Raw genomic sequence first — 23,339 nt, 5'->3', positions numbered from 1 at the left:
CTTAATAAATAGGGATAAAAGGTTAATAATTTTCATTAAATAGACTTAGTTATTTTTTACAATCCCCTTAATCATCTCTGTTATAGATAGTAATCTCATATTTTTATACTTTTATATTTTTTGGCTTAAAATTAATATTCTATTTATTACAAGCTTTATCACAGGATACAGCTTATAATAAATGGGCAGATATATCTCTTATTTTATTTTTAATTGCTTCTTAAGCTCTTCGGTAATATCCATCATATCAATCTCATCAGCAGTTTTTCGATAAAATAGCAGTTCTAAAGATTTGATATATGCTTCTCCAAATAGCGTGGTAATGGCCGCTGCTGTAGCCCCAGATATAGCGGCACCTGCTACACTACCTAAGCCCGGAAAAAACTTAGCTATATTAGCGACGATTGTTCTTCCTGCAAAGGATGCTCCTGTACCGGTGATCGTAGAACTTACTAAGGTTGATAATAAAGCTTTATCTGTCTTTAATCCAAAAGTATAAGATATAGCAGCCAGCATAGTGATCTGAATAGGAACGATGGCGATGGCATCAGAAAAAGGAATAGGAATTGCTCCAGTTCCCGCAGCGCTTAATGCTGCTGTAGCTACTATTTTGTGTGCTCTATTAGCACGTTGCTTAATATCTATCTTTTGGGCTGCAGCGAAAGCATTTCTTTGTGCTTCGGGTAGGACCTCCATAGACAATTCAACCAAGTCTTCAAGTCCACTGACTGGGATATTTATTTGACCTATTTGGAAAGCCAATGAATTTACACGTACTACATTTTTTGCTCGCGGCAAATACTCTTGAACTTTACGCCTGAAGCCATCATCATGGATAGCTTTAGTAATCACAGCAATAACAGGGACTTTGTCTGCTAAAAAATTACATAAATCTATTTCTGCATCTTCAATACGTCTCGAATTTTCATCTATACAAATCCAAGCCATATGGATATGGTTATTTGGATTAGCATCATTATTTTTAACAGTTATATACTGCTCGAGTTCTTTTTTGATCAACTGATAATCCTGGATCTCTAAACCTTTGGTATCTGTCAATACAATGGGGATCCCTTCTTTGCGGATTTCCATTATTTTGGTTGTTACAGGTTTGCCACTTCCTGTAGTAGCAAAATTACCTTCAAATACGGCATTGATTAAGGTAGATTTGCCTACGCCTGTTTTTCCTGCAATAATGATATTAACATCATTTATTTTTGCTTTTGCCTTTTTCATTGCTTCCTCAATAATCTTTTGTAAATCTTCCACGGACTTATAGTTTAATTATTTTTTAATATATATCACGAGCAGGCAATTATGTCACCCCTTATTGATATAAATGTACAAAAAAATAGAACCCTTTTTAATAATTCTGAAAGGATCTACTATAGTGGCATATTTGTTACTATAGTAATATTCTATGCAAATTGGAGATAGGTGATTTTTTAAAAAAAATCTATTGGGAGACAGCATTTACCCAATTACCTACAAAGCTGGTTACTTTTAGTCACTGTTTGAGGTCTTTGTAGAAGATTTCTATCTCCCAACTTTATTTGTACAGCCCTGCAACTGTAGATGCTTTCTAAGTAAAAATTGGTTAATAACTGATATTAGGCATTACATTAATGATCTAAAGCAAACTACATCTTAGTTGAAATTACAACAGAACTACATATACTAAATGGACTTGAAAGGATTGAATTTTAAGTAATTAACCTTAAAAACACCATTAGGTTACAAAACCAATTACAAACTTAATTGTTATATACCCAGAGAATTGCTCCATTATAACATTTAAACTATGAAAAATACGCTAGGACTCAATGCTATAGTATTACTTCTGATTTCTTGCACTAATGCGAAAAAAGAAAGTAATACAGCACATCAATCTACAGATGTGACGAAATAACATATATATCCGAGGATTAAATAGTATTATCAAATAAAAATAAAACCTACTCGTATGAAAGTCAAATCTATTTACATTACTTTAGCGGCGAAAGACCTTAATAAAACTAAAGATTTCTGGACACGGTTAGGTTTTCTATTTAATGAAGAAAATTCAAGTGACAAATCATTATGCTTAGTGCTAAATGAAGGAGCAATGTATTCTATGTTTATACGACAAGATTATTTCAATGCATTTACCAATAGAATGATTTCAGATGATAGTTCAGGTCAAATGCTAATTGCGATTGAAGTTGAAAGCAAAGAACGATTGGAAGAAATTGTGAATCTAGCTATATTGAATGGAGGGACGCGTTACAAAGAAAGTATGCATTGTGATTCTTTGTGTTATGATAGTTTTGCAGATCCCGATGGCCACAAATGGGAAATAATGTATGCTAATGGCGTATAGATATGATTACAGCAAGAATTAAGCATATTTATCACTTTATAAATTAAGAAGCATTAATAATTAAAAAAATGCTTTATTTAAAGCCTGACTTAAAATAAAGCATATGAAATTTGGACACGATGCAGAACCATCAATTATAGTTTTTACTACTTCCGCTACAGCACCTGAACAATTAAGCTAACAAAAACAGACAGGCCTCTAGAGTTATTTGTTGGATGTACGAAATGGAACAAAACATACCTTAAAAGGGTTCCACCTTATTAAAGGATTTTTAGAAATCATTGTTGTTCCATAAATCTTAATTGCCGATCATATCTATGTAACGTTTAAAAATAATAAAAACTTACACAGTTTGCGAGATGCTAGCAGCTGAGCTTTATTTCTAGCTGCTTTTCTATCAATTATTCTATTACCTTTTCACTTATCTTTCGTACGAACAAATTATAATTTTCATGTTTTTCGACATACACTTGCTCTCCCACTTCAATAAAACCATCTAATGCAACGGCATCATACCAAATACCGTCGATTTCAATTTTACCAGAAGGTCGAAGTACTGTTCTAGACATCCCAACTTTATTGATCATATCAGGGTTAATAGTAGATGAAGTATAGCCAGTAGCTGACAATTGTTCATCTTTAAGAACTAACATCTTAAATACACGAGATTTCATGATATTTCTACCAAAAAGAATCATTAAAATTACAGAAAGTACCATTGAGGCACCGACAATCAAAAATGCATTCATTAATAAACCGGGTTGAGAAATTTTAAAATCAAGAAAATCATTTGATAACATTGAAAAAGCTAAACCGCAAATTACAAAAATAATCCCTAATATCCCTGCTACTCCAAAACCTGGAATTACAAAGACTTCTAATGCTATTAATATGACACCTATCGTAAATAAGGCAATTTCCCAATTTTCGGCAAGCCCTTGAAGATATAATGGTGCAAAAAACAAAGTAGCACATATTAAAGACACCAAAAATGCAAAACCAATTCCTGGTGTTTGCAATTCAAAATAAATACCTGCTATAATTCCCATTATTAGTAGCCCACTTATCATAGGATTGACTAAAAAACCAATAATCTTATCTATTGTGGTAACATGATATACACGTTCATTGGCCAATGGAATAGCTAGATCAGTATATATATCGCTAATATTACTAACTTCCCCGTTCGCAAAATTAGCAGCAATAGCTTCTTTTGTGGTAAAAGTTAATATTTTACCATCCTCTTTGTATTCGATCATAGATACAGAGGGATCTACAAAAGCCTCTGCCATCTTAGGATCTCTCCCTTTAGCTTGTGCGGTAGCCCGCATTAATCCACGCATATAGGATTGATATTTTTCTGGCATTACCTCACCTTTTTCATTCACTACAGCAGCAGCGCCGATAGAGGATCCAGAATTCATATATATATAATCCGATGCTAGGGCAATCAGAGTCCCTGCAGAAGCAGCATTATTATTTACATAAACTATTGTTTTCATAGGAGAATTGAGCAATAGCGTTCGGATCGAATCTGCGAAATTGACAGCACCACCAAAAGTATTCATCTCAATAAGGAAATAGGTAGACTTTTCGGCTAAGGCTTGATCATGCGATTTTTTTATTATTCGCCAAGAATTAGGCCCAACATCTTCTTTCAAATTAGTCTTAAAAACGGTTTGTGCATTAACCGCAATAATGTTCATTATCATAAATAATGAAAACAGAAAGATTGATTTTATACATTTGCAAAGCATAGATTTATTCTTAATATGACTAAATATACAATAAATAAAGTATTCGAAAAAAGATTCAGTTATCCGATTTGGAAAATTGAAGTAGATAGCGCAAATAATAATCTAGCTTTTGAATGTCGAAATCCAGAGAATACCTTACCATCATTTAGCATTTGTACATTTAATGGAGAATCAAAGCTTACTGACTACCAAGAAAATGAAAAAGAATGGACGCTAGAAACTATTCTTGGAGATTTTTTAATATTGAAAAAATATGGTACTTCTGCCCCTATACAGGCTGGTATAAAAATAATAGACTACAATAGTAAGCAAGTAATAGCTACATTTTCGCAATATATATTGAAAGAAATTCAAGGAAACACAATTATTGCAGTACACCGTTCTATACCTACAGGGCTATTGTTTTATATAGATATAAGTACTGGCTCGGTAGTTAATAAGGCACCTGACAATAGTAATATTATACAGCCTAATGATATTGAATATCCTGCTATATATCAAGGAAAACTTCCTTACTTTATGACTCCAATTGTTTATGAGGATCACATTTGGATACAACCATATACTAAGGGGTTTATATGGACATATCATCAAAAAACACCTAATGGATTTGACCTTCATTTAATTTTATCGACTAAAAATGAAATAGTTGAAGATTTAATAGTAATTAATAACCTTAGCAAATTAATCCTTCAACCCTATTTTAAAGTCAAAGACTATATTTTCTTTTTATCAGATACTAAACAAGAAATTGTTACGTATTTAGTATAATTGTAAGTAATGAACTATAAAAAAACTATAAAATCATATCATAAGTTGTCATTTATATTAGCTTTAGGGCTAAGTATTGGTTATACACAGTTGGGTATTTCAAAAGATATTGATAACATAAATTATACCTTACCTGTAGATTCTATAGGCAACGAAATTATAAATGGCAATCGTTTTGTCCTTCATAAACTAGAAGCCAAAGAAAATTATTATCAATTAAGTAGGCTATATTCAGTGCCTGTGGCAGCTATTAAAGCAGCTAATAATAACAAGAATCTTATAGTAGGTAATACAATAAAAATTCCTCGTGGAAAAGCTCCTATAAATACTACAGTCGCACCAGCGAGAAAAGAAGATAAAAAAGTTATCTTTAATACGCAAGATCTTACAGAATATAAAGTCGGTAAATCAGAGACATTGTATGCTATATCAAGAAGATTTAATACTACAGTAGAGGATATCAAAAGAATTAATGGTTTAACATCCAACTCCCTTCGAGAGGGGATGTTATTAAAGATTCCTAACGAAAGTATTTCTGAGGCTGCCGCTGAAATAGAAGAAGAAATAAATCTACCGGTCATTATTGAAGAAAGCCAACCTATAGACGAATCGGTATTCAAGCCAAATAAATATGGTATTAGCGAGAAAAAAGAACGTGGAGTAGGCTTATGGCTAGATAGTTTAACAGGCGATGGGCAGACAAGTTTGGCGCTTCACAAGACAGCTCCAATAGGAACTATTTTAAAAATTACGAATCCTATGAACCAAAGTGTTACTTTTGCAAAAGTAGTAGGTAAATTTGGTGATAATGAAGATACACAAGGTGCAATTGTTGTATTTTCTAAATCAGTAGCTACATCAATAGGTGTGTTAGACAAAAAATTCCAAGTAGAAATTACCTACGGAGTACCGTTAGATTAAAATAAATAGAAGTAGATGGAGAAACCCTATGTAATTGGCATTGCAGGGAGCAGTGGTTCAGGAAAAACATTTTTTTTAAAAAGCTTTCTTAATCATTTTGAAAAAGATCAAGTTACCTTGATTTCACAAGATGATTATTATATTCCAGCGAATACAAAAACGCAAGAAGAAAACAGATTGTATAATTTTGATTTACCTACAGCAATAGATAGAAATAAATTTTATGCAGACATAAAAGATTTGTTTGATGGTAAGACAGTATTTAAGGAAGAATATACCTTTAACAATCCAAATATTACGCCAAAAATGTTAGAGATAAAACCAGCTCCTATTCTAATAGTAGAAGGCTTGTTTATCTTTCACTATTCTGAAATCAATCAATTATTGGATTACCGTATATTCTTGGATGCTGAAGAATCTGTAGCCCTACGACGACGTCTAGAAAGAGATTTGGTAGAGCGTGGATATGATAGAGACGATGTAATGTACAAATGGACTAACCATGTAGTACCATCTTATAACGAGTACCTATTGCCGTACCGTGACAAAGTAGATGAAGTATTGATCAATAATTTGGACGATCCTTCTATTGTAGATAATGCCACAAATATTATTTGTGCTCAACTACGAGAAAAATTACAATTACATTAATTTAAAATAATTCTAAATAGCTACCTTTGTATTATGAATTTGCAAAGTGAGTTAATTACAGATAAAACAAAATATGACTTTACAGAATCACCAAAAGGTATTAATCCTTTTGGTGAATTTTCATGTTGCATATTTAAGAAATGTTGTAAAAAATATAAGACTGGCAAGCGCTGTAAAAAATGCCCCGATAAATAGCCTTATATCTATTCTTCATCATAATTTAAATCTTTATCAAAACTTTCCTTTAGTCTAGACAAAGCAAATATTGCTATTGCAGAAAGAATAGTAATTGTGGTCATCGCAGCAGGTACTATTCCCCAAATACGTACTAAATAACCATAAAATAGTGTTGAAGGAATAAGTGCACCTCTTACAAAATTAGGTGCTGTAGTAGCTACTGTTGCTCTAAGATTCGTACCAAATTGCTCAGCAGAAATAGTTACAAAAGTAGCCCAATACCCTACACCTAATCCCATCACAAAAGCCAGAATCATAAATTTAACTTCTGTAATCCCTGTACTATTTAAATAGAAAAATGAGGACACTAAAATCAAAATTTGACACATAAAAACGACTTTTTTACGGGATTTCAAAACTTGAGACAACAAACCAGCTAAAAAATCACCTATTGAAATACCTAAATAAGTAAACATCACTCCTTTTCCGGCACTCAAAACGGTATCAGCCTGTAACGCTTTACCAATTTCTGGTGCCTGAGTCACTAATACACCGACCACAAACCAAATGGGCAAACCAATACATAAACAGTAGAAATAACGTAAGATTCTTTCTTTACTACGAAAAAGCAATTGGAGACTACCTTTCTGAATATCTGTTTTTCGTGATGTTTGCTCATATAACCCGGATTCAAAAGTACCAACACGCATGAATAATAATAAAAGACCCATGCCGCCACCTACAAAATAAGCCGTACGCCAATCAAACCATTCGGAAATATAATAGGCTAAAATTGCACCAAGCACCCCAACACCGGCAACAATCATAGTTCCATAACCACGCTTATGCTTACTCATCGCTTCACTAACCAAAGTAATACCAGCACCCAGCTCTCCCGCCAAACCAATACCTGCAATAAATCGTATTATTGCATATGTATTTACATCTTGTACAAAACCATTATAAATATTAGCTAATGAATAGAGAAGAATAGAGCCAAATAAAACTTTAATACGCCCATATTTATCTGCCAAAATGCCCCATATAACGCCACCTAACAACAATCCCGCCATTTGCATATTAAGCACATACTCGCCCTCGGCACGCATTAATGCTGCAGGCACACCAATATCTTCAAAGGATTGAATTCTAACAATAGAAAAAATAATTAAATCATATATATCTACAAAATACCCTAATGCCGCTACTAAGACTAGCAAGCCTACATTTTTATTATTTGGCTTCATAATGGTTAAAAATTTAAGCAATTTAATACTACGTATTCTTTTATCCAATAAATTGCGATGTTTTGACTTTAAAAAAGGTAATATATTGTATTTTTGCAGCATGAAATTATCACCTATTTCACTGAAATGGATACTTCGCAGTTATCCCCCATTTTTCTTTCAACGGATTTGGGTAAAAAAAATTCATGAAGGATTTAAAGGTATTGATGTCAAAATATATAAAAGCTTTTTGAATATTAATGCAAATAAAACACTATTCGGGGGGTCCATATTTTCATCTGTAGACCCCATATATCCTATTCTTTTGGACCAAGCCTTTAAAGCTAAAGGGATGAGAAATACAGTAGCTTGGCTAAAGTCCGCAAAAATTGATTATCTTAAGCCAGGAAGAACCAATCTTCAATTTTCAATTCGTTTAGCAGAAGAAGAAATTGATGAAGCTTTTGAATTTATTAAAGAAAATGGCAAAATAGTCAAGACATTCACCACGGAAATATATGATAACAACGGGATAAAATGTGCCGTTTGTCAGAATGAAATATATATCCGAGATTTGAGTTTTGACGTTAGTAAACTTCGACGTCGCGAAATAAATAAAATAATATAATAATATATATGATGAAAAATATTATCTATTTAAGTGCTATAACCATAATTGCATTTGGTTCATGCCAAAACAACGCCAAAACTGAATCTTTAAAATATGAAGAAATCGGTAAAGAGACTATGGTAATACATGATGAAATCATGCCTAAAATTTCTCATTTTGATCGTGCTACTTTAAAAATCGACTCATTATTACAGACTAATTTGGAAGCATCTACAAAAGATGAATTAATTAAATTAAAATCTAATCTAGAACAAGCAACAGATCAAATGATGACATGGATGAAAGATTATGCCTTTGACTCTACTAATGTTGCATACCAAGAAGCAGAATTAGTAAAGATAAAAGCGATGAAGAAGCAATTTGATGATGTTTCTTTAGAAAGTAATACCAAGTTATCGTCATTTAAGTAAAATGAAAATAAATATTTTAGTATCTAGCTTATTTTTGGGATTAATTGCTGTTTCATGTCAATCTAAAGATCAGAAATTACCTATAATTGGAGAAAAAGAAATCATTACACGTCAAGAGAATGGTGTCACGATTACTGATTCTGTATATCCCAAAATTCCCTCATTTCAATTTTTAAACCAAGATTCTACCTATATATCGGACAAGGATTTTGATAATAAAATATATGTGGCAAATTTTTTCTTTACACATTGCCCTAGTATTTGTCCTACGATGCAGCGAAACCTACTGCAAGCTTACGAAAAATATAAAGGAGATGATAGGATATCGTTTTTATCACACAGTATTGATTTTAAATATGACCAACCATCTGTCTTAAAATCATACGCTGATAGATTGGGAGTAGATAACAATCAATGGCAATTTGTTACAGGATCTAAAGCTGAAATCTATGGAATAGCAGACAATTATCTTGTGTATGCTAAAGAAGATTCCACAGTAGCAGGAGGTTATGATCACACAGGTTATTTAGTGCTAATTGATCATGAAAAACATATTCGCGGGGCTTATGATGGCACTAATGACGAACAAACACAACAAATGTTGAAAGATATTGAGATATTATTGCAAGAATATAAAAAATAAAGTGAACAAATACATTACATTTATTTTGATAAGCATGCTGATAGTTTTTTTTTATCAGCTATCAGCATGCAATTCAAATGTTGATATAAAAAAAGCCCAATACACCGTAAATGGGCAAAAACTTTACGTACAACATTGCCAAAATTGCCACGGCTCTAAAGGAGAAGGATTAGGTAAATTATATCCCCCATTGACCGACGACAATTATTTCAAAGAAAATAGAGCGCTATTAAGCGGTATTGTCAAGAACGGTATGCGTGGTGAAATCATCGTAAACGGCGAGAAATACAACCAAGAAATGCCAGCAAACAAGCAATTAACAGTTGTAGACATAGCTTATATACTGACCTATATCACGACCAATTTTGGAAAATCAGATGTTATCTACTCGACAGAAGAAGTTATAGAAAATTTAAAAAATCATAACCAATTATAAAATCTATAGCTCATCTTAATCAAAAATACTACCGTACTATTAAGACAAGCGTAATAGGAAATTCGTCTGCTTATATTGAAAGGAGATAAACCGTTTTTTGCAGTGATATACTTGTAAATCCTTAGCAATAAAACGTACTATTCAACTCATAATCAATTTTTTTATAAAAAAAATAGCACCTAAGTATTATCTTTACAAAATAGATGATTTACCCTAAACTGTCTGCAGTTTGAGTAGCAACACCATTCCTCGGGAAAAACAAGATGCAGGGGACACTAAAGTAAAAAAGTCCTACCTAAACAGTATGATGAAACGCCTTGTTCAAAAAGGTCTCGTCAATTATGAAAACTTCAAACCAATAAAAACTTACTGAAACATGTACAAAGGAGGCTCCCCTTATGAGTAGGAAACATTGACTAGCTGAGATATATTTGCTGGAGAAAATGGGATTTGGTAGGATCAAGTGCACGTCATAGCGAGCAAATGAAGCGCATCAAATGTCCACTATTTTTCAATAAGATGGATAAATTACTCAATTACCCAAAGGTAGATCCGTACGGTTCGCCGATACCCGACAAGAGCGGGAAGATAAATATGGAAAGCCATTCCAAATTAAGTGATTGAAAAACTGACGATAGTACTGAATTGATGGCTATATCTGATTCTTTCGATTTTTTTTATTTTTTTGATCAGTAAGGACCTAATATTTGGAACTATTATTCTAGTTGAATCAGTGATGCTGTTTGCTGGGAGCATGTCGGTAATATATAACACAAGGTTCTCTATTACGTTAAGCTGTATAGTCTGTGACAAACTACTTGTGCGACATCGAAAAATATAGGGAAATAAACGGCCTAAAAAAGCACGAAGCTATTCTATGAATTAAGCACCTACATTGCAAAAAATGCTTCCCTTTTTCTAATATTTCCGCGATAAAATATCCCTTGATTCGCGAAGAGAGCTACATATATTCAATGTATACGCCAGGTATCTATATAGGTTTGGATTATACATTGGAGCTATCAAAAATAAGTGGAAATACCAAAACTGAACCCGCCTAATAAAACAGGTGGATTTTTTAAAAGGTCTTTCGTTCGTTGATGTCTGTAATTAAGTCTCAACACAGTTTGAGCGTTGGGACGGAAACTAAATCCTCCTACCACACTCCACGTTTCATCACCAATTTTCCCTCCCGTCTCTCTGAATTTTCCAACATTCCAATCGACATATTCCAATCGGCAAGCAAGGTTTAGTGTAGCATTGTCCCATCCCAGTATTTTCTTTTTTAAAACAGGCTGTACAATATCCACAAAGCCGCCATATTGTTTATTGCCGTACTGCTGTGTATATGTTTCAGGAACATCAACATTTATCCATGCCCATTCACCTGTGATAAATGTATTGAGTGTTGGCAGTGTCGTATTGAAATCAACGACGAATACACTTAGTGTCCTTCTATCGTCAATATCCGAACCATCATCATAATACTTGTTATAGGCACCTCCCATATAAGACAAACCAATTTCTCCAATCTTGTTATTTCTAAAGGCTATTTTCCCGGTATAAAGAGGCTCTCCACTGTTAGACTCTTCAAAGCGTTCCACATTATTTTTGGCCGCAGGGAGATAAGTTTTATTCTGTTCATTATTGATTACAGTACCGTCAAACCCACTGGATAAATATGCTTCGTAGCCAAACATCCAATCACCACTATACTTCTTGCCGTATAAACCGAACCCCGCATTACTCCAGGTTGCCGGGAGCAATTGGGTTGCCGATATCGGACGGTCGGTAAATTCCCATTTGGGGCCGTCATGATTCTGATTGAAAGAGCCAATAGGGTTGACGATCATCCCTCCCCTTAAATTTAACAGTGGATGAAACTCGATATCTAATGCGGCAAACTCAACGGCTATTTCTCCTTCCGCCGGTTCAAACTCTATTTCCGACATAAATTTGATTCTTTTGCTAATGGTCGAAGCTATAAAAATCGTAAACCGCCTGAACTGGAACTGATGTCCTTCGCTAATGCCATCTTCGCCTACATGTTGCCAGTTGGCTTCCATATACCCACCCACGGCAACAGGCAATTTTCCCATAGACAATAATGGACGGTTATAAATTGCATCCATGTTCATACTGTTCTTGAGCGAATCTTGTGGATCTACTCGTTTGAAAAGTGAGGAATCTATCTGCGCATTCACAGCAGTAAATGCGCAAGTCAAGGCTATTGATATTAATAATGTTTTTAAATAATTTTTAGACATTTTTTAGGGAAATTTTAATTTGATTGTTGACAATGATTACAGGAAATGACCGTAACTGCCTATCGGCTGGGCCATTTTGTACCTGACCTTTATTATCGAATTCGCTACCGTGTGCGGGACATTCCAAGCGATCGCCAAATAGCTGTAACTCCGCTCCCTGATGGGTGCACTGCATGAGAAGAGCCGAATAATCTTCTTCACTAAACCGAAATACACAAATAGGATATTTTAATTGCGGATGCTCTACTACTACATATTTTATAAAAGTTGTTTCCTTTTTATCGCTGAAAAAACTAGCTAAGGGAATAAGAATGTCCGTATCAACAATTTTTCCACTGACTGTTTTCGAAGACGCACAACTTTCCAGCAAAAGTATTGCGACATTGCTACTCAGGCACGCAAAACCGCAGTTTTTTATAAATTCTTGGCGCCTCATAATCTTATAGAGATTTTAAAAATTTAATCAGTACCTGCTTATCATTGCTGGACAGATTTCTATATAGTTCCCGTGACTGTGCTGCTTCTCCGCCGTGCATTTCAATAGCTTCCTCTATACTTCTTGCCCTGCCATCATGCATAAGGAAATACTGACCACCCTGAGCATTCGGAGAAAGGCCTAAGCCCCAAAGCGGTGCTGTTCTCCATTCATAAGTTTTAGCAGACCCTTCGGTGTAACCATCGTCGAGTTCTGGCCCCATGTCATGGAGTAAAAGGTCTGTATATGGATAAAACTCCTTAAATGCCAGAGCTGCTATAGGTGCGTTTCCAGTAGTTAGCTGCGGTTTATGACAACTGGTACAGCTAATCGATGCAAATAGGGATTTACCATATATGACTTCGGGGTCTTCCTGATTTCGTTGAATTGGAGCTTTTAGGGTTTTAAGATAAAAAGCAAGATTATTTACTTTCTCTGTTTCAATTTCAGGGTCAATTTCTTCTCCGGAATATAAATCAATAGGATTATAAAGGGAGCTAATACCTATGTCTTGTGTTAAAGCATCCACTGTTTGTTGAAGAAGGTCATATACGCTTGCCTTTTTGCCGAATCGACCAATATACTTTCCTCTCTGCCTAATAACACCACTGCGGGGATTTACATAAGAAGGAATATCAATCCAGTTGACCCGTCCCGAAATCCCATCACCGTCTTCATCATCCGGATCTGCCATTGCCAACAACACTTCATCCGGGACAAATTCTAATAACCCCAGCCCCGTTACAGCCGGAGGCGTAAATTTTGAAAAAGTTGCCCCGGCAGGAATAGTCTCCGGAAGATAGCCGGGAATAGCTCTATTTTGCAATTGAGGACCGCCAAGATGAAGATATTTATTGCCTGTTTCATCGATTTGCCCAAAACGGTTCAATGTAGAGAATGGATGCCCTTTTCCATCACCTGCATGGCAACTTGCACAGTTGTTAGCAACAAATAGCGGCCCCAACCCCTTTTCAATAGTAAATATCTCATCATTGAACGTAACATCCCCATCCAAAAAACGCCGTGTTTCCGCATAGCTTAATCCCTCAATAGGGCCGTCTAATAATTCATCATCGGCAGGTTCAGAGGGTTCAAACTTATAACACGCTTGAACACATACAATGAGGGAAATGATTCCAAGGAAAACTAAGTATATTTTTTTCATTAGTCTAAAAAATGATTATTATTAATAAAAGTACAAAGTTAGTCAAGACTAACAAAATTATTTTAAAAATAATTTTATAAAAGGTGATATCTAACCCTTAAATGTTTATTTGACTAAAGAAAAGATGAGTGAATGTAAGAAAGGTGATACGGTCTAAATGGCTGATGCTACCAATACCTCCGAAGAGCATATAATCCCTGAACAGGAGACAAATGTATTTAGGATTGAAAATAAATTACGATGAACGATTGACAAGACAATGCTAGTCAGTTCCAATAAATGATCATAAGATGCATAGCACCATACAGTTTGTGAGAGCCAGCCGGGGGAGAAAGAATATCGTTTTCCGTTTATCTTATTGTAGTTTGCCAGAACATTGGGAATCGTTGTTTTTTGGCAGACCGAAGTGTGATATTAGCACGGGAATAAAGAAATCCTTGAGTAGATTTCTATTCCTCCAAGTATACATCATAGTTGAAGAGTAGGCTTGTAGGCACAACTCATCATTATCGCTTACAACGTGATTTAATAGTGAATGTATTTTGCTGCATCAACTATCTGACCAGTAACATATCACACACTTTTTTACTTAGAATTTCAGTTTGGTCTGTTCCGTATATAATCTTCATGCTTCCGTCAAAGGGCTCGATTTCTTTGACTTCTACAGTCTGTCCTAAATAAAGTTTACGTACATTTAAGTAATTCAGAAAATCAGATGAAGATTGCCTCACAGCCATTAACGTTGCTTTTTCACCGATTTCACACTCACTTAATGACTTGTGTTGAACTTCCATAATATTACCATCCTTGTCAGGGATAGGTGACCCATGAGGATCGACAGTTGGAAAACCGAGAATTTCATCCATTTTGTCAAAAAGGTCTGGCGCATGGATATGCTCGATCTGTTCTGCAATTGTATGCACTTTTTCCCATCCAAACCCCATTTTCTCCACGAGGTACATTTCGGTCAATCGATGCTTACGTACTATTAAAGCCGCCTCCCGCTTACCCCTATCTGTTAGTCTAACAGGCTTATAATTTTCGTAATGTACCAAGCCCTTATCAGCGAATCGCTTCATCATATTAGTTACGGACGACATTTTCACGTCCAACCATTCCCCAATATGCTTTAAATGGATGAGATCATCCTCATTAGCAAGATTAAAAAGTGATTTCAGATAATTTTCTTCGGCTACACTGTACATACATCAAATATATTGATAATTGAGTTTGTTACGAAGATAAAGCTGAAATTATTGCCTAGTTAGTCCTAAATTTTAATTTACATATATATAAGACCTTTATCAATCAATATCAAAATAAGAATTACCTAACAGCAACTTATTTTTAGTCTAGGCTAAAAAAATATTATACAATAATAAAAAATGGTATTTTGTTGGTAGGGTTGTATTTATTAATGTTTTCAGGACTAATTTTCCCAAGTCAGCTTTTTACTTATACTCTTTAATTTGACTTCCATTTCTAGAGGAAATCATTATTGGAATAATTATCTATAATATTTTGGTTGATTTCAGTAATCGCAAATCCTATGTCATGGAATCGAAAGTGTAGCTATTTTGTAACATTATCTGTTATAAGCTATCTGCAAAACGATATACTTAACAACTTTCTACCTTAGCAACAGTTTTCCCTAGTAATCAATATAGTAAATATGCAAACTATTCACAATGTAGATCAATGAGAAGCGTAAATAATTTATTAAAAATACAGTGTGAAATTTTAAACCCTTAATTATAGGAATTTGATTAAAAAACGAAAGGTTTTCAAACGGGGAGAATGAAAACCTTTACTAACCAATTATAAACCTAAATTATGATAGTACAAATGTACATGTAAATCACACACGAGTCAAGCCTCATAGTAACAATTAACAATTATTTAACATTGGATCGTTGTTTAACTAACTATACTATTAACTACACTATTTTATAACAATATTTTGACATAAAAATACCATAGTATTTCTTACTTTTGAAACCGAATGAACATTCAATTAACAGATAAAATAGAAAGTATATTTTTCCATACTTTAATACTCGTGAAGCAAAATGGTTTTCATGGAACCCCTATGAGTCAAATTGCAAAGCAATCCGATGTTGCCGTAGGTACCATTTACCATTATTTTCCATCAAAAGATGCACTTATTTTAGAGCTCTATCATTATTGCAAACGAAAGGTACACGGATTTATTTTTGACAACTTAGAAGAATCATTATCCTACAAAGAAAAGTTTGAATTAGTTTTTCGTCGATTTTGTGATTTTCATATCCAAAATGATGTAATATTTAGTTTTATGGATCAATTCTATTGCTCTCCATATTTTGAACTTGAAAATTGTAAGAATAGTGATGGTCCTTACGAGCAAAATCATATATATGGATTTCTGAGTGAGGGTATAGATAAAAAAAAATTAAAACAAGTGGATGCTAATACACTGCTTTCCGTATATGTAGGTACAGCAGTTTCTTTTTCAAAATCTATACTCTATCGAAAAGTAGAATTTAATGAAAAGATAATTAAAGAACTTATACAAACAATTTGGGATGGTGTAAAAAATGAAAATGAAGATGAAATTTAATATACGAAGTATTTTTACGGTAGCGATTTTAGCGCTAATGGGTTTAGAGGTTTCTGCACAAGAAAAAAGCCTACAATCTAATGCAAACTTAGATGATTTAATCAACTACGCATTAGGAAATAGGATTGAACTAAAGCAAGCACAAATAGATCAGCAAATTGGGGAAAGAGAAATCGCATCTGCCTTGTCAGGTTGGTTCCCACAGATTAACGCTACTGGTAATGTAAGTCATGCTTTCCAACTACCTACCGCCAATATCAATGGGAGTAACGTTCCGATGGGACAAAAAAACAATAGTTCGTTGAGTTTTCAAGCAGACCAAGCTATTTTGAATCCACAATTGTTTCAAGCCTCCAAAGCAGCACAATTTGTACGTCAAGGTAATAATTTGAATTTAGCGAGTACAAAGATTAATACCGTTGTAACAGTTAGTAAAGCATACTACGACATATTGACGAGTGAAGAGCAGATCAACATTATTAATGAAAATATCAGCAGATTAGAACGTCAATATACAGAAGCCAAAGCACGATATGAAGTTGGTTTAGTAGATAAAACGGACTACAAACGTGCGCAAATATCATTAAATAATGCGAATGCGGAATTAAAAACGGCTTCGGAGATGCGTAAATACAAATACGACTATTTAAAAATGTTAATAGCGATCCCTGCTTCAGAATCTATTTCTTTAACGTTTGCAGGACAAAATATGGAAAGCAATATCCTATTGGATACGACTGAAGTATTGCAGATAGCAAAGCGAGTAGAATATAAGCAAATTGAAAACTTAAAGGATATTCAAAAATTAAATACACAGTATCAAAAGTGGACATTTCTCCCTAAAATTGGCGCATATGCCAATTATACAATGAACCATAGAAATAGTGCCTTTGGAGATTTGTATAAAGATAATATACCCAGCTCTACTGTTGGTTTAAGCCTAAGTTTACCAATTTTCACAGGTAATAAACGGATTCAAGAGATTCGTAAATCAGAATTACAAGAAGACCGCTTAAAATTAGATTTACAAAATTTAGAAAACCAGATCAGCACCGAATATGCTGCCGCTATGGCCTCTTACCGTTCGAATATGAATGAATGGCGTAATGCGAAAGAAAACATCGAATTGTCTGAAGAAGTGTACAATACAATCAAAATGCAATACGATGCTGGTGTTAAGACATACTTAGACTTAATGACATCTGAAACTAATTTGAAAACAGCACAATTGAATTATTTAAACTCATTATATGCGGTATTATCAAGTAAGCTTGATATTCAAAAAGCATTGGGGACTGTAGATATAAAATAAGACAAACTACCTTTGAAAATATACACTATGAATAAAAATACATTATTAACGGCTTTAATTGTTAGTACAGCATTCTTGGGACAATCTTGTGGTAACAAAGAAAATAAACAAGCTGCTGCACAAGCACAACAAGCCAATGCACCTACTCCTATAGGTATGGCAATAGCAACAAAAGAGATTGTTTCGGGATTGATAACTTATCCAGCTACTGTAGTTCCTTTACAAGAAACCGAAATCAGAGCGGAAGTTTCTGGATATGTAACAAATATATTTGTTACTGATGGAGCTATAGTATCCAAAGGTCAGCGTCTCTATGAAATAGACAGAACCCGTTACCAAGCAGCATATGACCAAGCTAAAGCAAGCCTAGAAATTGCTAAAGCAAACTTAGCACGTGTAGAGAAAGATTTACAACGCTACCAAACATTAGCAGAAAAAGACGCTATTGCCAAACAAACATTAGACTACGCCTTTACGGATGTAAATAATCAAAAAGCACAAGTTCAGGCAGCAGAAGCAGCATTGACTACAGCACGTACCAATGTACAACGCTCTGTTATCATTGCTCCATTCTCCGGTACAATAGGTATATCACAGGTTCGTAATGGTGCTTTAGTAAGTGCGGGTACTTCTTTATTGAATACAATTTCTTCAACAAACCCTATTGCAGTAGAATTTCAAGTGAACGAGAAAGATATTGCTACGATTAGCAAATTACAACATAACGCAAGCAATGCACAATTATATGCGACACTACCTGATGGTGCTCGCTATGAAAACGCAGGTCATATAGCTACCATTGACCGTGCTGTAAATAGCCAAACAGGAACATTAAAAGTTAGAGCATCTTTCTCTAATCCTAATAATCTTCTTCGTGCTGGCATGAATACAACGATGAATATCGAGAGTACATCTACTGTAGAAGAAGTTGTTATTCCTTACAAAGCTATTTTCGAGCAATTAGGCGTATTCAATGTTTATACTGTAAATGACAGCAGTAAGGTAGAAGTTAAGCAAGTTACTTTAGGCAACAAGATTAATGACAAGGTAGTTATCAAATCAGGTTTAGCAGGTGGTGAGAAAATTGTTGTTGAAGGTGTTGCTTCGGTTAGACCAGGAGCTTCGGTTACAGCACAACAAAACGAACAGAAAAAATAATACTATTTGCTAAAACGCTAAATAAAATAAAATGATTTCAGAAGTATTTATTAAAAGGCCCGTTACCGCGATAGTTATATCGATACTGATCTCAGTACTCGGTGTGATATCGTTGTTTACATTGCCTATTTCACAATATCCGTCCATCGCCCCTCCTACTGTGACTGTTACGGCCAACTATACAGGTGCAGATGCACAAACTGTAGAGCAAACCGTGACGACGCCTATTGAAAGTCAGATCAATGGTACGCCTGGGATGATCTATATGTCATCAAACAGTACTTCCAATGGCCAAGCACTAATTACGGTAACTTTTGAGGTAGGTACCGATATTGATATCGCTACGTTAGATGTACAAAACCGTGTCGGTATCGCTGAGCCATCCCTACCAGAGGCAGTACGTCGTCTAGGTGTGACAACACGTAAAGCAAATACAGATATCTTGATGCTAGTTTCATTAGTGTCGCCAGATGGAACACGTGATGACAAGTTCTTGTCAAACTATGCTAACTTATATGTAAAAGATGCTTTATTGCGTGTAAATGGTGTCGGTGATGTTACTGCTTTTGGACAACCTTTTGCTATGCGCGTATGGTTAGATGCCAACAAATTAGCAAACCTAAATATGACTCCTGCAGAAGTATCTGCTGCTATCGGTGAGCAAAACTCTCGTGTACCAGGGGGATCTGTAGGTGGTCGTCCACAACATACAACAACGGTTTTTGAATATCCTGTTATTACAGATTCAGATCTATCAGAAGTAGAGGACTTTGAAAATATTGTTATAAAAACAAATAACGATGGTTCTATTGTATTATTAAAAGATGTCGCTCGTGTAGAGTTAGGTCAATTTAGCTATGGTACTTCTACTAAAGTTAATGGCATGGTATCTACTGGTATGATGATCAATCAAACACCAGGTGGTAATGCTGTACAAACAGCCGATGGGATATACGAGACATTAGAAAAACTGAAAAAATCATTTCCAGAAGGTGTAGATTACGTTGTTGGTTATGAAACAGTATCTGTAGTTAATGCTTCGATCGAGTCTGTAATACATACATTAATTGAAGCCCTAATCTTGGTTACCATAGTTGTATTCTTCTTCTTACAAAGCTGGAGAGCCACATTGATTCCTGTTTTAGCGATCCCTGTATCTATCGTAGGTACATTTATATTTTTCACCTTATTTGGTTTCTCCGTAAATAACTTAACCATGTTGGCCTTTGTACTGGCCATTGGTATCGTAGTGGATGATGCCATCGTAGTGGTAGAGGCTGTACAGCACTATATAGATCACTATAAGATGAGTGCCAAAGAAGCTACAATGCGTGCGATGAAAGATATTACAGCACCAGTTATTGCTATTGCCTTAATCCTTGCTGCTGTATTCGTTCCTGTAGGATTTATCCCTGGGATGGTAGGTAAATTGTATCAACAATTTGCGATTACGATTGCCGTATCAGTAATGCTATCGGCATTTATAGCTTTATCATTGACACCAGCATTGTGTTCATTATTACTAAAACCTACAGCTGTAACAGCTGATTCTAAAGGCTTAAATAAATTCTTTTACAAATTCAACCAATGGTTTGATAGAGTTACTTATCGATATTCTAAAGGTGTAAAAGGAGTTATCAAAAAAGCACCGTTAGCATTAATCCTGCTGCTATGTATAATGGTTGGAACAGGTTATATGTTTAAAACAAAGCCTACAGGCTTTATCCCGACAGAAGACGGAGGTGTGTTCTTTACAGGTGTCACTTTACCAGAGGGTTCTTCGGCTGAACGCACGGACGCTGTATTGAAAGAATTGGAGAATGATTTACGCAAAGACTTCCCAGAAATTGAATATGTAACGGCTATTTCTGGAATAAACATCCTAAATAGATCATTTAAATCGAATGGTGCCTCCTTATTTGTGTCCCTTAAACCATGGGCAGAGCGTAAACGTACAGCAAGTCAAATAACAGGCGCTATCATGGGTAAATATGCTACATACCCTAAAGCACGTATTCTTGCGGTTACGCCGCCAGCTATACCTGGCCTGGGGAACTCAGGTGGATTCTCTATGTATATTCAGGATTTACAGACTGTGGATATCAAACAATTTGAAGCAGTTGTAGGTAAATTCTTAGCAGAGGCAAATCAACGCCCTGAAATAGGAATGGCATATACCCTATTCAGCTCTAATTCGCCAAATTACAAATTGGAGGTTAATCGTGAGCAAGCAAAGCGTATGGGTGTACCTATTTCTAGTATCTATTCTACCATATCATCATACTTAGGATCTAGTTATGTAAATGACTTTACTAAATATGGCCGTAACTACCGTGTAGTAACTCAAGCAGATATTGATTTCAGGATGAATATTGAAGATATTAATAAATTGTACGTAAATAATGTTCAAGGTAACCCTGTACCACTAGGTACATTGGTAAGTTATGAGCTTGTGACGATGCCTTCGATCATCAATCACTACAATATCTTTAGAGGTATAGAATTGTCCGGTAGTGCAGCACCGGGATACAGTTCTGGTGATGTATTGAATGCTCTTGAAGAAGTAGCCGCACAAACACTACCTGCAGGATATGATTATCAGTTTTCGGGTTTATCATTACAAGAGAAACAATCAGGCTCTAAAACGATTCAAATCTTTGCGTTGTGTATTTTATTTGTATTCTTACTCTTAGCCTCACTTTACGAAAGTTGGTCTGTACCTTTCTCAATCTTATTATCTGTACCACTAGGTATATTCGGAGCTATATTAACATTGATGTTCATTCCTAGTTTAGATAATAATATTTATGCACAGATTGGACTGGTTACAATTATTGGTCTTGCGGCCAAGAATGCTATTCTAATCGTTGAATTTGCGAAGGAACGTGTGGATATTGGTATGAATCTATTGGATGCTACATTAGATGCTGTTAGATTACGTCTTCGTCCTATTATCATGACTTCACTAGCATTTATTTTAGGTATTATACCGCTGATGCTATCGACAGGAGCGGGTGCAGTTTCACGTCAAACAATAGGTTGGACAGTATTTGGTGGTATGATGGCAGCTACATTTTTAGCTATTTTCATCGTCCCTGTTCTATTTTATGTAATTACAAAACTTGCCTACGGTAAGAAAAAATTAGCAGAATTAGAAGCTTCTTTTGATGAAGAAAAGAAAAAACAGTTGAGTGCTCATTAAGAAGCACCCAAAATATTATTTAACAAAAGTCGACCACTACAGGTCGACTTTTGTTTTTTCTACATATATAACTTTTCAGAACGCGTAATTATAATCTAACTATAATCATCAATAATATTACTTCCCTAAGTACCCTATTTAATTTCTTCTATAATATTAAAATCATTTAAACAAGCTTAATACCTACTATGCGACTTCAGGTTGCTAAATGATTAGCAAAAAACTCACCTATAAATAGGCCTTTACACGCTCTTTAAAGAACAAAAATTTAGGTCTATAATGGTTTTTATTACTCCTTTGAAGCCTATTTTTAATTATTGACTTTTTTTCTAATTCATTATCAAACACTTCACAAATAGTATTGAAAAACATTTTGCATAACTAAGTTTAACATTTATATTTGCAGAGTCAAAACAACAAAGCAGCTCGCCCAGCTGGCGGAATTGGTAGACGCGTTGGTCTCAAACACCAATATCTTCGGATGTGCCGGTTCGACTCCGGCGCTGGGTACTAAAGCCTTAATCGTAAAGATTAAGGCTTTTTTTATTTCAATTCACAAACGGATCATGCGCAAAAGTTGTGTTTAGGCAAATATTTCAGTAGTAATATAATGTAATGGCTTAGGAATGTTGAGTGTTTTGAAGGCAGTTTATTAATAAAATGGGTTCTACTATTGCCTTCTATGCCAGGCGGGCATCCTACTTTCTCTTGACAGAAAGTAGGGCAAAGCTCAAGACTTATTTCTTTATGTTCGCTACCGCGACGCTCCACTACAATAGCGGTTTCCTAGGTCTCCCTGGCAATACCCCACGCAAAGACTGGAAATCCTTATTCCTGCTAACTGTAAGCCACAAGTGGTTGTAGCTGCACTGCTCTTAGCTCCATACAGAAAAAGGTCGTCCTTTTTCGGAACTGCTAATATTATTGGATCATGCACAAATTTGTGTTTAAGCAAATATTTTAGTTAATCTATACAGAAAGAAATTTACATCTTTTACGCCTCTAAACTGTGCTCTGAAAGCTTTTATTTTAGCATTAAAGGACTTACTTCGTAGCTGCTTCGCGGTCAGCGGAAGCATTAGTTGATCTATTGATAAAGTAATTGAGGATAGATTTGTAATTGACTGATATGGTATTGACAATAGTATTGAAGGATTTGAATCCAGCCAATTCCACATC

At 34.9% G+C, this 23,339-nt stretch carries 20 protein-coding genes and 1 tRNA gene; 14 read left to right on the top strand and 7 right to left on the bottom strand.

Going from position 1 to position 23,339, the window contains the following annotated elements; all coding sequences use genetic code 11:
* Window positions 1-198 precede the first annotated feature (198 nt).
* Window positions 199-1,269: a YcjF family protein gene (locus IP023_RS14575; RefSeq protein WP_241791131.1), complete on the bottom strand. Its 1,071-nt coding sequence runs from the start codon at window positions 1,267-1,269 to the stop codon at window positions 199-201.
* 694 nt (window positions 1,270-1,963) lie between these two features.
* Between IP023_RS14575 and IP023_RS14570 the strand changes: the two genes are divergently transcribed.
* Entirely contained in the window at window positions 1,964-2,359 is a 396-nt protein-coding gene (locus IP023_RS14570; protein WP_241791130.1) for a VOC family protein, read from the top strand.
* A gap of 401 nt (window positions 2,360-2,760) precedes the next feature.
* On the opposite strand, the gene IP023_RS14565 is transcribed toward IP023_RS14570, so the two are convergent.
* Entirely contained in the window at window positions 2,761-4,065 is a 1,305-nt protein-coding gene (locus IP023_RS14565; protein WP_241791129.1) for an NfeD family protein, read from the bottom strand.
* 66 nt (window positions 4,066-4,131) lie between these two features.
* Between IP023_RS14565 and IP023_RS14560 the strand changes: the two genes are divergently transcribed.
* Genes IP023_RS14560 through IP023_RS14550 form a run of 3 tightly spaced genes read left to right on the top strand, consistent with a single transcriptional unit; the run spans window position 4,132 to window position 6,459 of the window.
* On the top strand, window positions 4,132-4,887 hold the full coding sequence (locus IP023_RS14560; protein WP_241791128.1) for a hypothetical protein: 756 nt from the start codon (window positions 4,132-4,134) through the stop codon (window positions 4,885-4,887).
* Window positions 4,888-4,896: 9 nt separating this feature from the next.
* Window positions 4,897-5,808, top strand: a complete 912-nt coding sequence (locus IP023_RS14555; protein ID WP_241791127.1) for a LysM peptidoglycan-binding domain-containing protein — start codon at window positions 4,897-4,899, stop codon at window positions 5,806-5,808.
* 15 nt (window positions 5,809-5,823) lie between these two features.
* On the top strand, window positions 5,824-6,459 hold the full coding sequence (locus IP023_RS14550) for a uridine kinase family protein (RefSeq protein ID WP_241791126.1): 636 nt from the start codon (window positions 5,824-5,826) through the stop codon (window positions 6,457-6,459).
* A gap of 203 nt (window positions 6,460-6,662) precedes the next feature.
* On the opposite strand, the gene IP023_RS14545 is transcribed toward IP023_RS14550, so the two are convergent.
* Window positions 6,663-7,883, bottom strand: a complete 1,221-nt coding sequence (locus IP023_RS14545) for an MFS transporter (protein ID WP_241791125.1) — start codon at window positions 7,881-7,883, stop codon at window positions 6,663-6,665.
* 100 nt (window positions 7,884-7,983) lie between these two features.
* Between IP023_RS14545 and IP023_RS14540 the strand changes: the two genes are divergently transcribed.
* The 4 genes from IP023_RS14540 to IP023_RS14525 are packed head-to-tail and all read left to right on the top strand — an operon-like array spanning window position 7,984 to window position 9,982.
* Window positions 7,984-8,490: a DUF4442 domain-containing protein gene (locus tag IP023_RS14540; RefSeq protein WP_241791124.1), complete on the top strand. Its 507-nt coding sequence runs from the start codon at window positions 7,984-7,986 to the stop codon at window positions 8,488-8,490.
* Between the two features lie 8 nt (window positions 8,491-8,498).
* A complete protein-coding gene (locus IP023_RS14535) occupies window positions 8,499-8,903 on the top strand; it encodes a transposase (protein ID WP_241791123.1) in 405 nt (134 codons plus the stop codon).
* A 1-nt stretch (window position 8,904) separates the two neighbouring features.
* Window positions 8,905-9,546 carry an SCO family protein gene (locus IP023_RS14530; RefSeq protein ID WP_241791122.1) on the top strand — a complete coding sequence of 214 codons (642 nt, stop codon included), beginning with the start codon at window positions 8,905-8,907 and terminating at the stop codon, window positions 9,544-9,546.
* A 34-nt stretch (window positions 9,547-9,580) separates the two neighbouring features.
* A complete protein-coding gene (locus IP023_RS14525; protein WP_241791121.1) occupies window positions 9,581-9,982 on the top strand; it encodes a c-type cytochrome in 402 nt (133 codons plus the stop codon).
* 1,022 nt (window positions 9,983-11,004) lie between these two features.
* Here the strand turns inward: IP023_RS14525 and IP023_RS14520 are convergent.
* The gene (locus IP023_RS14520; protein WP_241791120.1) at window positions 11,005-11,934 is read right to left on the bottom strand and encodes a hypothetical protein; all 930 of its coding nucleotides are present in this window, start codon (window positions 11,932-11,934) and stop codon (window positions 11,005-11,007) included.
* A gap of 178 nt (window positions 11,935-12,112) precedes the next feature.
* Here IP023_RS14520 and IP023_RS15845 point away from each other — a divergent pair, with 178 nt between their 5' ends.
* Window positions 12,113-12,238, top strand: coding sequence for a hypothetical protein (locus IP023_RS15845; RefSeq protein WP_262914422.1), 126 nt, complete (start codon window positions 12,113-12,115; stop codon window positions 12,236-12,238).
* Window positions 12,239-12,241: 3 nt separating this feature from the next.
* On the opposite strand, the gene IP023_RS14515 is transcribed toward IP023_RS15845, so the two are convergent.
* The 3 genes from IP023_RS14515 to IP023_RS14505 form a co-directional block, all read right to left on the bottom strand.
* Window positions 12,242-12,685 carry a Rieske (2Fe-2S) protein gene (locus tag IP023_RS14515; protein WP_241791119.1) on the bottom strand — a complete coding sequence of 148 codons (444 nt, stop codon included), beginning with the start codon at window positions 12,683-12,685 and terminating at the stop codon, window positions 12,242-12,244.
* A 4-nt stretch (window positions 12,686-12,689) separates the two neighbouring features.
* On the bottom strand, window positions 12,690-13,889 hold the full coding sequence (locus IP023_RS14510) for a di-heme oxidoredictase family protein (protein WP_241791118.1): 1,200 nt from the start codon (window positions 13,887-13,889) through the stop codon (window positions 12,690-12,692).
* Window positions 13,890-14,443: 554 nt separating this feature from the next.
* Window positions 14,444-15,094: a metal-dependent transcriptional regulator gene (locus tag IP023_RS14505; protein ID WP_241791117.1), complete on the bottom strand. Its 651-nt coding sequence runs from the start codon at window positions 15,092-15,094 to the stop codon at window positions 14,444-14,446.
* 797 nt (window positions 15,095-15,891) lie between these two features.
* On the opposite strand from IP023_RS14505, the gene IP023_RS14500 reads away from it, so the two are divergent.
* From IP023_RS14500 to IP023_RS14480, 5 genes are all read left to right on the top strand, one after another.
* Window positions 15,892-16,488, top strand: coding sequence for a TetR/AcrR family transcriptional regulator (locus IP023_RS14500; RefSeq protein ID WP_241791116.1), 597 nt, complete (start codon window positions 15,892-15,894; stop codon window positions 16,486-16,488).
* Entirely contained in the window at window positions 16,478-17,800 is a 1,323-nt protein-coding gene (locus IP023_RS14495; protein ID WP_241791115.1) for a TolC family protein, read from the top strand. The genes IP023_RS14500 and IP023_RS14495 overlap by 11 nt, the downstream gene beginning before the upstream one ends.
* Window positions 17,801-17,827: 27 nt before the next feature.
* On the top strand, window positions 17,828-18,958 hold the full coding sequence (locus IP023_RS14490) for an efflux RND transporter periplasmic adaptor subunit (RefSeq protein ID WP_241791114.1): 1,131 nt from the start codon (window positions 17,828-17,830) through the stop codon (window positions 18,956-18,958).
* 31 nt (window positions 18,959-18,989) lie between these two features.
* Window positions 18,990-22,160 carry an efflux RND transporter permease subunit gene (locus tag IP023_RS14485; protein ID WP_241791113.1) on the top strand — a complete coding sequence of 1,057 codons (3,171 nt, stop codon included), beginning with the start codon at window positions 18,990-18,992 and terminating at the stop codon, window positions 22,158-22,160.
* Window positions 22,161-22,588: 428 nt separating this feature from the next.
* A tRNA-Leu gene (locus IP023_RS14480) sits at window positions 22,589-22,670 on the top strand.
* The last annotated feature ends 669 nt before the right edge of the window (window positions 22,671-23,339 follow it).

Source organism: Sphingobacterium rhinopitheci (assembly GCF_022627575.1).
Lineage (GTDB): Bacteria > Bacteroidota > Bacteroidia > Sphingobacteriales > Sphingobacteriaceae > Sphingobacterium > Sphingobacterium rhinopitheci.
The sequence above is the reverse complement of the archived record's forward strand: the minus strand, read 5'-3'. Positions and strand labels throughout refer to the sequence as shown.

Excerpts from the sequence above, each read along its gene's own strand:
- IP023_RS14500 (WP_241791116.1), top strand. The coding sequence starts at position 15,892 with ATGAACATTCAATTAACAGATAAAATAGAAAGTATATTTTTCCATACT.
- IP023_RS14505 (WP_241791117.1), bottom strand. The coding sequence starts at position 15,094 with ATGTACAGTGTAGCCGAAGAAAATTATCTGAAATCACTTTTTAATCTT.
- IP023_RS14495 (WP_241791115.1), top strand. The coding sequence starts at position 16,478 with ATGAAATTTAATATACGAAGTATTTTTACGGTAGCGATTTTAGCGCTA.
- IP023_RS14555 (WP_241791127.1), top strand. The coding sequence starts at position 4,897 with ATGAACTATAAAAAAACTATAAAATCATATCATAAGTTGTCATTTATA.
- IP023_RS14545 (WP_241791125.1), bottom strand. The coding sequence starts at position 7,883 with ATGAAGCCAAATAATAAAAATGTAGGCTTGCTAGTCTTAGTAGCGGCA.
- IP023_RS14535 (WP_241791123.1), top strand. The coding sequence starts at position 8,499 with ATGATGAAAAATATTATCTATTTAAGTGCTATAACCATAATTGCATTT.
- IP023_RS14515 (WP_241791119.1), bottom strand. The coding sequence starts at position 12,685 with ATGAGGCGCCAAGAATTTATAAAAAACTGCGGTTTTGCGTGCCTGAGT.
- IP023_RS14560 (WP_241791128.1), top strand. The coding sequence starts at position 4,132 with ATGACTAAATATACAATAAATAAAGTATTCGAAAAAAGATTCAGTTAT.
- IP023_RS14540 (WP_241791124.1), top strand. The coding sequence starts at position 7,984 with ATGAAATTATCACCTATTTCACTGAAATGGATACTTCGCAGTTATCCC.
- IP023_RS14490 (WP_241791114.1), top strand. The coding sequence starts at position 17,828 with ATGAATAAAAATACATTATTAACGGCTTTAATTGTTAGTACAGCATTC.
- IP023_RS14550 (WP_241791126.1), top strand. The coding sequence starts at position 5,824 with ATGGAGAAACCCTATGTAATTGGCATTGCAGGGAGCAGTGGTTCAGGA.
- IP023_RS14570 (WP_241791130.1), top strand. The coding sequence starts at position 1,964 with ATGAAAGTCAAATCTATTTACATTACTTTAGCGGCGAAAGACCTTAAT.
- IP023_RS15845 (WP_262914422.1), top strand. The coding sequence starts at position 12,113 with ATGTTCATACTGTTCTTGAGCGAATCTTGTGGATCTACTCGTTTGAAA.
- IP023_RS14520 (WP_241791120.1), bottom strand. The coding sequence starts at position 11,934 with ATGTCGGAAATAGAGTTTGAACCGGCGGAAGGAGAAATAGCCGTTGAG.
- IP023_RS14530 (WP_241791122.1), top strand. The coding sequence starts at position 8,905 with ATGAAAATAAATATTTTAGTATCTAGCTTATTTTTGGGATTAATTGCT.
- IP023_RS14525 (WP_241791121.1), top strand. The coding sequence starts at position 9,581 with ATGCTGATAGTTTTTTTTTATCAGCTATCAGCATGCAATTCAAATGTT.
- IP023_RS14510 (WP_241791118.1), bottom strand. The coding sequence starts at position 13,889 with ATGAAAAAAATATACTTAGTTTTCCTTGGAATCATTTCCCTCATTGTA.
- IP023_RS14485 (WP_241791113.1), top strand. The coding sequence starts at position 18,990 with ATGATTTCAGAAGTATTTATTAAAAGGCCCGTTACCGCGATAGTTATA.
- IP023_RS14565 (WP_241791129.1), bottom strand. The coding sequence starts at position 4,065 with ATGAACATTATTGCGGTTAATGCACAAACCGTTTTTAAGACTAATTTG.